This is a genomic window from Niastella sp., from assembly GCF_045805085.1.
Taxonomy (GTDB): Bacteria; Bacteroidota; Bacteroidia; order Chitinophagales; family Chitinophagaceae; genus Niastella.
Window position 1 is genome coordinate 1 of the sequence record NZ_JBJMLX010000113.1, and the last position, 14,288, is coordinate 14,288.

The following is a 14,288-nucleotide window of genomic DNA, read 5'->3' on the forward strand; positions in this document are numbered from 1 at the left end:
GGTACAGTAACTGAAGGAATTATCTCTGTTACAGGTAACAACATCGTAAATGTGGAACCGTTGCCTTCTGCACTTTCCACATTGATGGCGCCGCCAAGCAGGTGTACAAATTCTTTGGTGATGGCCAGGCCAATACCACTGCCCTGGTTCATCATGGTGCCGGGTAGATCGTGCTGAAAGAAACGTTCAAATATTTTTTCGTGCCGGTTGGGTGGAATGCCAATGCCGGTATCTTTTACTTTTATTTCAAGCAGGGTATCTGTTTCCTTTTTCAATGCATGTACGTGTACAGATACAGCGCCGTTCTCAGCAGTGAATTTAAACGCATTGGAAAGCAGGTTGAAAATGATGCGTTCAAGTTTGTCGTGGTCGAACCGGGTGTACAGACTTTTTAATGAGGCCGTATAAGAAAATCGGATCTGTTTTTTTTCCGCGATATCGGTAAACGAGCCGGCCGATTCTTCAATAAATTGTATAATGTCGCCTTCGGTGGTATGCAGCTTTAATTCATGCACTTCCATTTTGCGAAAATCAAGTAATTGGTTTACCAGGTTCAACAATCTGCGGGCATTGCGATGTATTAACTGGTATTGCGTTCGCTGCGCTGGTTCCGCTGCCGTTTTTATCATGCCTTCCAACGGCGTAAGGATCAGGGAAAGCGGTGTCCTAAATTCATGGCTGACATTGGTAAAAAAGCGGGTCTTCATCAAATCCAGCTCGCGCATGCGGCTGGCTTCCTTTCGTTCCTGCTCCAATGCAAAACGCATTTTCGTTTGTTGAATAACCGATCGGCGGGCAAAGTACAAAAGAGCCAGTGCGATCAATATATATAAGACGTAAGCCAGGGGCGATAACCAGAATGGCGGCAACACCACAATAGTAACGGCAACCGCGGGGTCGCTCCATTTGCCGCGTTCATCGGAAGCTTTTACATAAAATGTGTATTTTCCGGGATCGAGGTTCGTATAGGTAGCTTTGCGGATCCTGCCATCGGTATACAGCCAGTTATCGTTAAACCCTTTCAGGCGATAGGCATACCTGGTTTTATGATTATTGATAAAACCCAGGGCAGCAAATTCAAGGGTGAAGATATTTTCATCATAGCGCAGGGTGATGGTCTCTGTTTCTGAAATGGCCTTTTGCAGGATCACGTGGTTACGTATAGTGTCGCCAGGTTCTATAGATTGATTAAATACCTGTAAACCGGTTAACAGTACCCGCGGCGTAGTGGTATTGATGGTTATTGTAGCCGGATCGAACAGGTTGAATCCATTAGGACCGCCAAAAATAAGTTCCCCGCGCCTGGTTTGTAAAGCGGCATTTTCGTTGAAAGCTTCCCCCTGCAAACCATCGAACCGGTCATAGTTGATGCAACTGATACGAATGCCTTCTTTCAATGATCCGGAATAACTTACCCGGCTGATGCCGCTGAGGGTGCTCACCCACAGGTCGTGGGCATTGTCTTCCAGTATATTCAGGATGGTATTATCGGGCAGGCCGTCTTCCCTTCTATAAGACAGGAAGCTGTTGGTTTCAGGGTTGTATACATTCAGGCCCTCGCGGGTGCCTACCCAGGTAAGGCCCCGGCTGTCATTGTAAATGGAAATAATGTTGTCATTGCTGAGCTTTGTTTCGCGCCCCAGCAACTGGGTAAAAGCGCCGGTTTGCTTATTGCGCACATCGATGCCATAGGAAGTACCTACCCATAAATTTCCTTTCCTGTCTTCTGCTATGGATGAAATATAACCCTTATGCACAGAGTTTGCGGCCAGGGGTTTGAAATGGATGAACCGGTTTTTGGCGCGATCGTATTTCTCCAAACCGGCTTCCATCGTGCCGATCCAGAGATCGTTATTACTGTCTTCATAAATTTCCCAAACCCGGTTGTCGCTCAGGCTTGCACTATCCTTTGCAGCATGGCGGTGATGGGTAAAGGTCTTTCCATCGTAACTATCGAGCCCGCCAAAATAGGTACCTATCCATAATATGTTGGCATGGTCAATAAACAGGCTTACTATAATATCGTTGCAAAGACTGTTATCATTTGCAGGATCATGGCGGAATTGTTTATAGGTATGAGCATCCCGGTCGTAATATAACAGTCCGCCCCCATTGGTGCCGATCCAGAGATTGCCTTTGTCATCTTCCGCAAACTCGTTCACATCATTATAGGGCAAACTGGTTTTGTCGGCTTCGTCGTGCCGGTATAAGGGAAATTGTATAATGCCTTTGTGGTAATAATTGATCCCCTGTTTATAGGTGCCTACCCAAATAATTCCCTGGTCATCTTTATACAATTCGGTAAGACTGTTCTGTGCCAGGCTGCTATTGTCGTTCGGTTTATTCTGCAACACCCGCACGGTGTATCCTTTTTTATTCAGGAGGTTAAGGCCGCCATGGTCTGTTGCGATCCATAATAACCCATTGTTATCTTCCACCACACTCATAACAATATTACTGCTGAGTATGGCTATGCCTTCATTGTTGGCTATTTGCTGCAGGGTGTTCTGTTGGGTGTTGATGTGGTACAGCCCATTGATAATGCCACTGCCAAAGACCCACAAGTCATCCTGTGAGTCGATGTACAACCGGTATATGAACGTGGCAGTGCCTTGTTTTTGTTGCAGGATACCGGTGCTGCTGAGCTTCTTTTTTGTGGTGGCATCAAATTGTTCTATCAATCCATTGCAATACACTACCCAAATGTTATGCTTAGAATCTGTTTTTACATCCGCAATAACATTGATCTGGGTGGTGGTGTTCTTTGTTAAGAGTTGTACCGGCTTGTTGTCTTCATAATAGTATACCCCCAGGTCGAGATATACAAACAAAAAACCTTTTCCTGCCGGGATCACATCGGTTAATCCATAGGCCGGCAGCTGCCGTCTTTGCAAATATTTGTCAACCCGACGATCAAAACTTTCCGTTGCGGGATCATAGATATTGAAGCCTACCCGGGTAGCTATCCATAATTTGTTATCGGGGCCGGGTGCAATTTTTACAATATAATCGTCAGAAAGGGAAGTAGTATCTTTTAAGCTGTGCCGGAAGGTTTTAAAGGTGTAGCCATCGAACCGGTTCAACCCGCTCATGGTGCCAAACCACAGGAATCCTTTTTTTCCTTTGTAAATGCAGTTGACCTGGTTATTGGAGAGACCCTGGTCAAAATCGAGGTGGGCAAAATGCCATGCAGTTGGTTGCTGCGCGGGAAGCAACAATACCAAACACATACAAACAGGCAGCAGTAGCAGGGTTTTGATCAACCTTTTCAAATAGGGCAGCATTCCAATAGCAAGTATACTAAAAGTAGCCGGGCATTAAAAGAAATTATCTAGTTATATTTTTTGACAGCGGTGCTGAAAATAATATGGAGTAATCTTACTAATATTGGTACCACTTAAATACCATGAAACCAATATTATTTGTCTTTTTGACGGCATTTATTTTATCCGCCTGCCATTCCAGTTCAACAGAAGAAAACGACAACGCTGATGTTGCCGCTCCGGTTACACCTGCCATCAAATATGAAGAAGTCGATTACTTTCTGCACGACACCTCCCTGTTTACTGAAGGATTGTTGATGCATGACGGACAATTATTCGAAAGCACGGGTTCGCCGGATAAAGGCAGGAAGTCGCTGATTGGCATAAACGATCTGAAAACCGGCCATTTTATTAAAAAGGTGGAACTGGCCCAGGATTCCCTGTTTGGTGAAGGCATTGTATTTTTTAAGAACAGGCTTTACCAGCTTACCTACAAAAACCACATCGGGTTTATTTACGATGCAACATCCTATAAAAAGATCGGACAGTTTCCCATAAAAAAAGAAGGCTGGGGAATTACCACAGATGGAAAAGCCGTGATCATGAGCGATGGCACCGACTCATTAAACTACTTAGATCCTGATAACCTTACTACCTACAAAAAGTTACCAGTAACCGAAAATGGCCGCCGGCGCGACAGCTTAAATGAACTGGAATATATCAAAGGGTATATCTACGCCAATATCTGGCTTACCAACAACATTGTAAAAATAGATCCGGCAAATGGAAAAGTAGTAGGCAAACTCGATCTGAGCACACTGGCTTTCAAAGCCGCATTGACCACAGGGGGCGATGCATTGAATGGCATTGCTTACGACTCCACAACCGGGTATATGTATGTGACCGGAAAACTATGGCCGCATATTCATCAGTTAAAATTATCGCAGTAAATAAAGCCCCCTCATATTAAAACAAGGCTTTATAGATATGGGTATTGATATTAAAATCGTATTATAAACAATCTGACAATGAAGTCCTTCTGAGGTTTTTCCTGTTTTATTGTAGACTTTTTTACCCGACTCCTACTGGTCTGTGGATTGCACAAATACGTACTATGCTTATCCATCACATTGTAAAAAGGCCTTACTCTAAGGTATTTACAGGCAAGGGAATCAGGAAACAAATTGTAAAATATTTTCTAAACACAGGAATAATAGCTCAGATATGACTCACCCCCGTAGTTTTTTACTCGTTGATGACGACATTGACGACATTATTATTTTTCAGGATACCCTGAAAAAAGTAGATGATAAAGTTGATTTTTTCTATGTTAACAATGGAAAAGATGCCATCGATCTGCTCACGGAGAATGCGCCGAATTTACCAGACCTTATATTTTTAGACATCAATATGCCTCGCATGGATGGCAAAGAATGTTTAAGGCAGCTGAAACAGGATGACAGGCTTAAGCACATCCCTGTACTGATGTATACCACTTCTTCGCAATCAGCCGATATTGAAGATACCATGATGCATGGCGCCATGGCCTTTATAACCAAACCCTGGGGTGTTAATGAACTTAAAAAACTATTATCAGTAATTGCACATACACCAGTGTCAAAACTACCCGCCGCTTTGCAGTCAGTGGAAAAAGAAATAAGCTGCTTTATAGTTTGTTAGTACATTTTAGAATAGCATTTGGAGTATGATCCTTATTGTTGATGACAAATATGAAAACCTGTTCTCATTAAAAACCTTACTGCAATTATATGCCTATGAAACCGACACCGCCGCTTCTGGCGAAGAAGCCCTGAAGAAGATCCTGAAGAACGAATACTCGGTTATAATACTCGATGTGCAAATGCCCGGCATGGACGGTTATGAAGTGGCAGAGGCCATCTCGGGTCTTAACAAAACCAGGGATATACCCATTATATTCCTTTCGGCAGTCAATATCGACAAACGTTTTATTGCCAAAGGCTACGATTCAGGCGGGGTCGACTACATCACCAAACCGTTCGATAACGATCTGCTTTTATTGAAAGTAAGAACGTTTTACCGGCTTTACGAACAGCGAAAGGAGTTGAAAAAGGTGGAAGACACCCTGCGGAGCGAGATTGAAATGCGCAAAAGATCACAGCAGGAGGTGGAACAGGTCAACTCCCTGCTTGAATTCAAAGTAGAAGAAAGAACCAGGGACCTGACGCAATTAAATAAAGACCTCGAGAACCGCAATGCGGAACTGGCGCAATATGCGTACCTGGCCTCGCACGACCTGCAGGAACCGCTTCGCAAGATCATCACCTTTATAAAGATCATCAACGAAAAATACCTCTCCAACATTCCTGAAGCGCAAAAGGAAATGACCAAGGTGATCACCTCATCCGAAAGAATGCGGAACCTCATCAATGCACTCCTGAGTTATTCAAAGCTCACGGCCGACTCATACTTTGCACCCGTGAACCTGAATGAGGTCATCAAAGATGTGCTGGCCGACCTGGAACTGCCCATAAAAGAAAAACAGGCCCTTATTCAGGTAACCACACTTCCCCAGGTGGAGGCCATCGCCTCACAAATGCGGCAACTGTTCCAGAACCTGTTGAGTAATGCCCTGAAGTTTTCTAAAACAACTATACAACCGCAAATAAAGATATACAGTGGACAGGTTGATGAACTGTCGCTGGATGCCGAACCCGTTAAAACCGGCAAATATGTACGCATCCACGTCAGTGACAATGGTATTGGGCTCGATGAGTCGTATATCGATAAAATATTTGTGATCTTTCAACGGTTACACAGCAGAACGCAATATGAAGGAACGGGTATTGGACTGGCCATTGTAAAAAAGATAGTTGAAAAGCACAACGGGCTTATAGGCGTAAAAAGTCATGAAGGGGAAGGCGCCACATTTACCATTGTACTTCCGCTTAAACAAAGCAACAACGCACATTAACGATTTAATTTATAAAACAGTTTATTAAGATGAATGCATTCAAACGCAACCTCATCATTGGTTATGGCATTTCTTTGTTACTGCTTATCATAAGCGCCGTAGCGTCGTATGTAAGCATCAACAACTTATTGAACAGTGCCGAATGGGTGAATCATTCAAATGAAGTAGGCAGAAAAGTAGATGGATTGATCGCGGTGATGGCAGATGCCGAAAGCGCAGAACGTGGCTACCTGATAACAAGCCGGGAAGAATTTTTGGCACCATTTAATGGCTCCAGGGAAAAAGCCAACAACCTGTTAAGTGATCTAAAAACCCTTACGGCTGACAACATCCCCCAACAACAGGATGGCGACCTGCTGCGGACACAAGTCAATGCCCGGCTGAGCTACCTGAATGATCTGATACAAAAGAAGCGTAACGGAGAGCTTATTCCCGACAGCCTGTTGATCGTTGGAAAAGGGCAAACGGATAGCCTACGCACAATCGTCGCCCGCATGCGGGATCGAGAAGGATCGCTGTTGAAAATAAGAGCGCATACCATGGACCGGTTTGCAGCCAGCACCCCTACCCTTATTATAGTAGCCTGTGTGCTGGGCATCCTGGTTACCATTATCTCCTTTGTACGTGTATTGAATGATTATCAGAAACGGGCGGCCCTGCAACTTGAATTACAGGAAAGGGACGAACAAATTTCGAGAAGGCTTGAGCTGATCGAGGACGTAGCCACAGAGGTCTCGAATGGCAATTATACTATGCAGATAGCAGATACCGGCAACGATGCCCTCGCCAGCATTGCCGGGGCATTAAATAAAATGACGGAAGCGCTGCATATTTCCTTTACTAAGCTGAAAGACCAGCAATGGCTGCAAACGGGTATCGCGCAGTTGAACGAGATCATGATCGGTAAAAAAGAACTGGAGCTCCTTACCTACGATGTAATTGAGTTTATAACCAACTATACCGGTTCCGCCCAGGGCGCTTTTTACCTGCGCACAGATGAAGATAGTATACAACTGGCAGCTGGGGTTGCCATCGGTAATAAAGCCGCCAAAGCCGACATTCAGTATGGTGAAGGCATAGCGGGCCGTTGCGCCCAGTCCGGACAACCCGTTCACCTGGAAAACATTCCCGAAACCCAGGTCACCATCGACTTTACAGGCGGTTCTATAAAACCATCCTCTATACTGGCTATTCCAATTTTTTATGAAAGCCGGTTAAAGGGTGTACTGGAAATTACTTCCCTGCAGTCATATTCCCCAGTGATGCTCGATTTTATGCGCGAAGCCGGTTATAATATCGGACTGGCTGTGCACAGCGCCCGCGACCATCAACGCTTACAGGACCTGCTGGCAGAAACCCAGGCGCAATCAGAAGAATTACAGGCGCAACATACCGAGCTGGAAAACATCAATGCCGAACTGGAAGCGCAGGCAGAACGACTTCAAACTAGTGAAGAGGAATTACGGGTACAGCAAGAAGAACTGCAACATGCCAACCAGGAGCTGGAAGAGCGCAGCCTTTTGCTGGAAGAGAAAAACGAAATGATCGTTGAGCGGAACCTCGTAATACAGGCCCGGGCCGAAGAACTGACCCTGAGCACCAAATACAAATCGGAGTTTTTGGCTAATATGTCGCACGAACTGCGCACGCCGCTTAATTCCATTTTGTTATTGTCGCGTTTGCTCAACGAAAACCACACGAATAATTTAACAAAGGAACAGATAGAATATGCCCATGTAATACAAACATCCGGGCAGGGCCTGTTGACATTGATCGATGAGATCCTTGACCTGTCAAAGATCGAGGCCGGTAAAATGGATCTGGAATATACCGATGTTCGCATCAATGACCTTGTGAATGAATTGCAGGACCTGTTTTCGCCGCTGGCCCATGAAAAACATATTGCTTTTACCGTTGAACAGGAAAGCGATTGCCCGCTTACAATGGAAACAGACCGGTTGCGGCTAAACCAGATCCTACGCAACCTGATCTCAAACGCCATCAAGTTCACCAAAAAAGGTTCGGTAATCCTGCGTATAACAAAGAAAGGAAACGAATGCAGTTTTTCGGTAAAAGATACCGGCATTGGCATTTCAAAAGATAAACAAGCGATCATCTTTGACGCCTTTCAACAGGCAGATGGCAGTACCCGCCGGCAGTTTGGCGGCACCGGGCTGGGATTAAGCATCAGCCAGAAATTAGCCCATTTGCTGAATGGGGAGATCACAGTGACCAGCGAGGAAGGTCATGGCAGTGAATTTACCCTGGTGCTGCCGGTGACTCAACATGCGGGAACGTCAAAAACGCCCCTTCCGGTTACCGGTCCTGTGCACATGGAACCAATAGAAAAACCGGCCACCACGGAAGAATACCAATACATTTCACCGATTATTCCCTCACCGGTTGACGATGACCGTGCGGAAGTAACCGCCGGTGATAAAACGATCCTGATCATTGAAGATGATACGGCATTTGCCCGTTCGCTGCTCGATTACACCCGCGCCAAGGGCTACAAAGGCATGGTGGCCGTTCGGGGCGATGAGGGCATTACGCTGGCTAAACAATATCTGCCATTGGGCATTTTACTCGACCTGCAATTACCGGTCATGAGTGGCTGGCAGGTGATGGATGAACTGAAAGCAGACAACAGCACCCGGCACATCCCGGTGCATATTATGTCGGCCTACCAGATGAAAACCCAGAGCCTGTCGAAAGGCGCGGTTGATTTCATCAACAAACCTGTTGCCTTTGAAAAACTGGGTGAAATGTTCTCGAAGATCGAGCATGCCCTGAACCGCCATCCCAAGAAAGTGTTGATCGTTGAAGAAAACACGCAACACGCCAAAGCACTGGCGTACTTTCTCAGCAATTACAATGTAGCCTCAGAAATTGAGAACACGGTAGAAGATGGTATAAGATCACTCACGCAAAAAGAAATAGATTGCGTGATACTCGATATGGGTATACCCGCCCAACGCTCGTACGACACGCTGGATGAAGTAAAAAAAACAAAGGGGCTCGAGGACGTGCCCATCATCGTGTTCACCGGTAAAAACCTGTCGCAAAGCGAAGAAGTAAAGATCAAGCAATACGCCGACTCCATCGTTGTAAAAACAGCCCACTCCTACCAGCGCATTCTCGATGAAGTGTCGTTGTTCCTGCACCTGGTAGAAGAAAACCAGCAGGATGCCCGCACCTACCGGCGTAACCGCAAGGTGGAAACCGGCGAAGTACTGAAAGGGAAAACGGTGCTGGTGGTAGATGATGACGTGCGCAACATTTTCTCGTTGTCAAAATCGCTGGAAAGTTATGGCATGCAGGTGATCTCCGCCATCGATGGCAAAGAAGCGTTGAAGCAACTGGAAGGTGGTATAAAAATAGACATGGTGTTAATGGATATGATGATGCCTGAACTGGACGGTTATGAAACCACCAAACTCCTTCGAAAAATGCCGCAATACCGCAACCTGCCGGTGATTGCCGTTACGGCCAAAGCCATGACTGGCGACAGGGAAAAATGCATTGCAGCAGGCGCTTCCGATTATATTACCAAACCCGTTGATGTTGACCAGTTGATCTCCCTGTTACGCGTGTGGTTGTATCATTAAACAAAAAATAGTATGATCAAGGAGGATGAGCTGGATCTGCTGATAACTGAATTGTTTGAAAAGTATGGGTACGATTTCAGCAATTATGCCCGGGCCTCTTTTAAAAGAAGGGTGAACCGGGTAATGGTCATAGACCGTTTTCCCAGCTTTGCAGAACTGTTGTATAAAGTAAAGAACGATGCCGCCTATTGCAACCACATAGTGCAGGAGCTAACCGTGAACGTAACGGAAATGTTCCGGGACCCCTCGCTGTTTAAAACTATCAGGGAACAGATCCTGCCTGTGTTGGCCACCAATCCGTTCATTCGCATCTGGCATGCCGGCTGTTCAACCGGGGAAGAAGTGTATTCAATGGCTATATTATTGGAAGAAGCAAACCTGTTGCATAAATCGCGGCTATACGCAACCGACCTGAACCCCACTGTAATAGAAAATATCAGGCGGGGTATTTTCCCCTTGTCGCAAATGAAACAATATTCCGAAAATTACATTGCCAGTGGCGGTAAAAAAGACTTTTCAGATTACTATACCGCCAAGTACGAATGGGCTAAATTCCACGACCGGTTAAAGGAAAAAATGGTAGTGGCCACACACAACCTGGCATCAGACCGGTCGTTTAATGAGTTTCAGCTCATCCTCTGTCGGAACGTGCTTATTTATTTTGACAGAACATTGCAGGATAAAGTATTTAACCTGTTCGACAGCAGCCTGGAAAAACTCGGTTTTCTTATCTTAGGCTCAAAAGAAAGCCTGCGATTCTCAAAGGTGGCGCCTCAATACACCCAATGGACGCCCAAAGAAAAAATCTGGAGAAAAACGAACATTTAAATCGAATGGCGTAACATTGGGGCCAATTCATAAGTATGTATAAAATATTGCTTTCTGTTTTTATGGTCTTCCTGGTAGCCTGTAAACAAAAACCAGCACCCACCGGCAAGATCAACCCCAACATACAGAACAATAAAACAAACCAGCACGTCAATATTCCCGGCACCCGGTTGTATATTATTCCCCCAGCCAGTTTTACGCTTTCCCAGTCGCCGGCCGGACTGCAAAAAAGTGGCAACGCAGCCATCACAGTCACCGATCTGGTGGGTGGAAACTATTATACCAATGCAGCCAACTTTAATAAAGCCGGGTTTGACCAGCGCGGAATAAAAACATTCGATTTTCAGGAGATAAAAGTAAATGGGTATCCGGCTAAATATGTTTCTCTGCAGGGAGATGCCAATGCCAGAATGTACTGGCTGGTGTTTGGCGATACCACCTTCTCCACGATGGTGATGGGTGTTTATCCTGAAACAGATGCCACCACAGGAAAAGAGATCCTGAGCGCGCTGAACACGATCTATTACGACAAGAACTATAAGATAGACCCATTTGCATCAGCAGCATTTTCCATCGATGACAGCCGGTCAACATTCAAATTCTTCCATTACACCACCAATATGTATGTGTATACGATCAATGGACAGGATAATAAAGATGACCCGGATGCGCCTTTTTTGGTACTAACGCAAATGCCTGTTGAAAAAGGGATGTCGGCCAAAAATGTGGGCGATATGATGTTAAGCAAACTGGAAGGATACGGGCTCACCAATACAACGATAAAAAACGGTTCATCGGAAAAGATCAATGGCTATGATGCCTATGAAGCAGAAGTGCATGGACAAATGCATGGAAAGCCCAGCATCATGTACCAGTGTGTAATTGCCAATGGCGATAATGTTATCAGCATGCAGGGCGTTGCCAAAACCAACTTCGATGAGAACCTGGCTGCCTTTAAAGGGTTGGCGCATACGATTAAGATAAAATAATTATCCAATGGAAACAACAATACTCTACCGACCGGTTGGACCACAGGAACTGGTTTTAATAGAACAGTCAGCATGGAAAAGATTTCCGCCCCGCCTTCCCGAGCAACCGATCTTTTACCCGGTGATGAATGAAGAATATGCCATTCAAATCGCCAGAGATTGGAATGTACCCGCATCAGGTTCCGGCTTTGTAACCAAATTTGCAGTAAAGACCGACTATGTAAGCAAATTCGAGATCCAGAATGTAGGTGGCGAAATACACAATGAATTATGGGTACCGGCCGAAGAGCTGGAGGAGTTTAATGACAATATTGTTGGGGTGATTGAGGTGACTAGAGAATTCAGATAAGAGGTGCCACTTCTGTCTTTATTGGAAAATTAATACTGGGATTATGAAGTTCGAATATCGGGTAGCTAAGGATGTTACCACCCTTTCGCCCCCTAAGAACCGGACATGAGATTTTCACCTCATCCGGCTCAAGCCCGTTGTAAACCACCCTTTATTGGGGTGGCCGGTTTCACTTGTGAAGCTCTTTGGGTTTGCCATTGTCCATAACACTTATCATGGACGACATCAATATTGTCTAATTTGTATTCTCCTCCCAGGGAGGCTTTCTTTTTCAGACTTAAACACCAGTTCTGGTTGATCTTTAGTGCTTCCGTACAACAGGGGCATTTCCCTTGCTGGATCATGGTGATATAGCTTTCGATACTCAATCTTTGGCTATTGTTCTTCCATTTTCCAGATGTTCGTTTTTCAAAATATTCATCGTACTTTCTGTCATAAGGATGCGCTGGCTGGTAGCGGGAAATTTCCAGTGGAACCCTAAACATCGAGCCGATAATTTCTCTTTTCATTTCAATATCAGCCACTTCATAATTACTATTTAAAAAGCAGGGTCATGTAATTCTGCTTTTCCCATTTCCCATTTTTTTTAGAATAAATGAAGAAATCAATTCCCTGTTTATTGACAGTTGCAATAGTTTCCCACTGATATATAAAAACGCTCTCTGTACCTGCAGGCAGGATAAATGTCCTGCTTTCCATTTCCCTGACATAGTTATTTAGCTCTTCGGCTTTCATATACTTTTTTAGCATAAGCAGCGAAAATGTTGAGGGCAAACAGAAGGTAACGGCATCTTTCGTTACCCGAGCTACTGCTATGCCACTTGTTTGGAAGTCAAAGATGTATTTATAATCACCGCAGACCACGAGCGGTGGCAATGGTTTTGCGTTCTTATAAACCAGTTCATTAATATTCACCCATCTGTTATCGTCATACGCATATCCTTTTTCAAGGTTTCCATCCAGGTAGATGAAGTCGCATTCAGTGCTGTAGGCGTTCCTGATCCAGTTTTTTGGTGTAATCCTTTGAGTTGAATCGAACGTGTAAGCTCTATAACGGTTCCATTGGAGGCCACGATCCTCTTCATTATTCATTTCATAAAAAACGATGCTGTCCTTGAACAGTATAATTAACTTCCGCTCGTTTCCGGCCAAAGCAACTGTACCTACAGGAATAAGGAATTCCCCTGACAGCATCCAGGAATGGTCGTTTTTCAGTTCATCATAATTCCAGCTATAGAATTGTACTTTCCCATTCTGTGGTATACCAATATAGCCACAGGCGGAGAACACCTCCAGCACCGGTGTACCGGTATTGTTTTGTTGTGCAAAAGTAAATACTGCCTCGCAAAGGAAGATTGTTATCAGTAGGGTTTTGTACATGTTACAAGGAATTATTCGCGCAAATTTATCACTTTCACCTGCTTACCTACTTTTTTATTCCAAATATTACGAAAAGCTTTTCGATAATCGCAAAAAATGCTCCTGTATGGTGGCAGCAACATTCTTTGACATATTCGAATTATTGCAATGCGTGCAAAATATAAAAAGAAGAAAACACCTTCAGTTATATCATCATTTTATAAATCTCGGTGCCAGGAGATCGTTAGTAACACCCCCACTCTATTCTGAACATGAATTGTCAACCAAAAGCTAAAAACAGGAAAATGGATACTGTTTTTTAGGCCAAAGCCGGTTAACGGTTTATATTTAAGTATTGCCTGCAAGTTTTTAAAACCCTACTAATAATATGAGAATAAGATTACTCCTGATACCAGTCTTCTTTTTGACAGCTTGTAAGACCATTTTACTAAATACGATGTTAAAAGACCCAACGGTTGAAAATACATCAACCATAAAAAAATTCCAGACAGAAAATAACTTTTCAACTAATAACTCATTGATAATAAAAGCAGACACGTCTAATGCGCAAGAAAAATTATTATTAGGAATGACTATTGGATATTACATTTTTGATAAAAATGGAAATCAGGTTTGCTATAATGGAGCAGTGACTTGTCACGGCTTTCAGTTTAAGCAATTGATAGAAGGCAAAGTTGACAGTTTTCAAAACTGCAAAAATACTAAAGTAACTTTTCAGAATGTTATAAGTGAAACATATGATTTGGATGAAAAGCCAGTAACAATGTCCCAGTTTAAGGAAGCCGACTACTATGTGGTTACATATTGGCAAAAATTTCTTGGTTCAGTAAGAGGATATAAAAATGATATTGCGTGGATGGAAGAATTAATTCAAAATACTGAATCAAAATACAAATTCACTTACATTAAAATTAATAC

Annotated in this window: 11 protein-coding genes; 8 read left to right on the forward strand and 3 right to left on the reverse strand. The window is 44.1% G+C overall.

Annotation, left to right across the window (positions count from 1 at the left end; translation table 11 throughout):
- The coding region (locus ACJ751_RS05655; protein ID WP_407744404.1) for a two-component regulator propeller domain-containing protein at nucleotides 1–3,272 on the reverse strand (3,272 nt) is incomplete at its 3' end.
- 134 nt (nucleotides 3,273–3,406) lie between these two features.
- Between ACJ751_RS05655 and ACJ751_RS05660 the strand changes: the two genes are divergently transcribed.
- From ACJ751_RS05660 to ACJ751_RS05690, 7 genes are all read left to right on the forward strand, one after another.
- Nucleotides 3,407–4,213 (forward strand): glutaminyl-peptide cyclotransferase, encoded by an 807-nt coding sequence (locus ACJ751_RS05660; protein ID WP_407744405.1) that lies wholly within the window; start codon nucleotides 3,407–3,409, stop codon nucleotides 4,211–4,213.
- A gap of 274 nt (nucleotides 4,214–4,487) precedes the next feature.
- Nucleotides 4,488–4,943, forward strand: coding sequence for a response regulator (locus ACJ751_RS05665; protein ID WP_407744406.1), 456 nt, complete (start codon nucleotides 4,488–4,490; stop codon nucleotides 4,941–4,943).
- 25 nt (nucleotides 4,944–4,968) lie between these two features.
- Entirely contained in the window at nucleotides 4,969–6,216 is a 1,248-nt protein-coding gene (locus ACJ751_RS05670) for a sensor histidine kinase (RefSeq protein WP_407744407.1), read from the forward strand.
- A gap of 29 nt (nucleotides 6,217–6,245) precedes the next feature.
- On the forward strand, nucleotides 6,246–9,824 hold the full coding sequence (locus ACJ751_RS05675; RefSeq protein WP_407744408.1) for a response regulator: 3,579 nt from the start codon (nucleotides 6,246–6,248) through the stop codon (nucleotides 9,822–9,824).
- Nucleotides 9,825–9,836: 12 nt separating this feature from the next.
- Entirely contained in the window at nucleotides 9,837–10,652 is an 816-nt protein-coding gene (locus ACJ751_RS05680) for a CheR family methyltransferase (protein WP_407744409.1), read from the forward strand.
- A 35-nt stretch (nucleotides 10,653–10,687) separates the two neighbouring features.
- The gene (locus ACJ751_RS05685; protein WP_407744410.1) at nucleotides 10,688–11,641 is read left to right on the forward strand and encodes a hypothetical protein; all 954 of its coding nucleotides are present in this window, start codon (nucleotides 10,688–10,690) and stop codon (nucleotides 11,639–11,641) included.
- A gap of 7 nt (nucleotides 11,642–11,648) precedes the next feature.
- The gene (locus tag ACJ751_RS05690; protein ID WP_407744411.1) at nucleotides 11,649–11,990 is read left to right on the forward strand and encodes an ADP-ribosylation/crystallin J1; all 342 of its coding nucleotides are present in this window, start codon (nucleotides 11,649–11,651) and stop codon (nucleotides 11,988–11,990) included.
- A 128-nt stretch (nucleotides 11,991–12,118) separates the two neighbouring features.
- Here the strand turns inward: ACJ751_RS05690 and ACJ751_RS05695 are convergent, their stop codons facing one another.
- A complete protein-coding gene (locus ACJ751_RS05695; RefSeq protein ID WP_407744412.1) occupies nucleotides 12,119–12,475 on the reverse strand; it encodes a hypothetical protein in 357 nt (118 codons plus the stop codon).
- A 49-nt stretch (nucleotides 12,476–12,524) separates the two neighbouring features.
- Entirely contained in the window at nucleotides 12,525–13,370 is an 846-nt protein-coding gene (locus tag ACJ751_RS05700; RefSeq protein ID WP_407744413.1) for a hypothetical protein, read from the reverse strand.
- A gap of 367 nt (nucleotides 13,371–13,737) precedes the next feature.
- On the opposite strand from ACJ751_RS05700, the gene ACJ751_RS05705 reads away from it, so the two are divergent.
- A partial coding sequence (locus ACJ751_RS05705; RefSeq protein ID WP_407744414.1) for a hypothetical protein occupies nucleotides 13,738–14,288 on the forward strand: 551 nt, incomplete at its 3' end.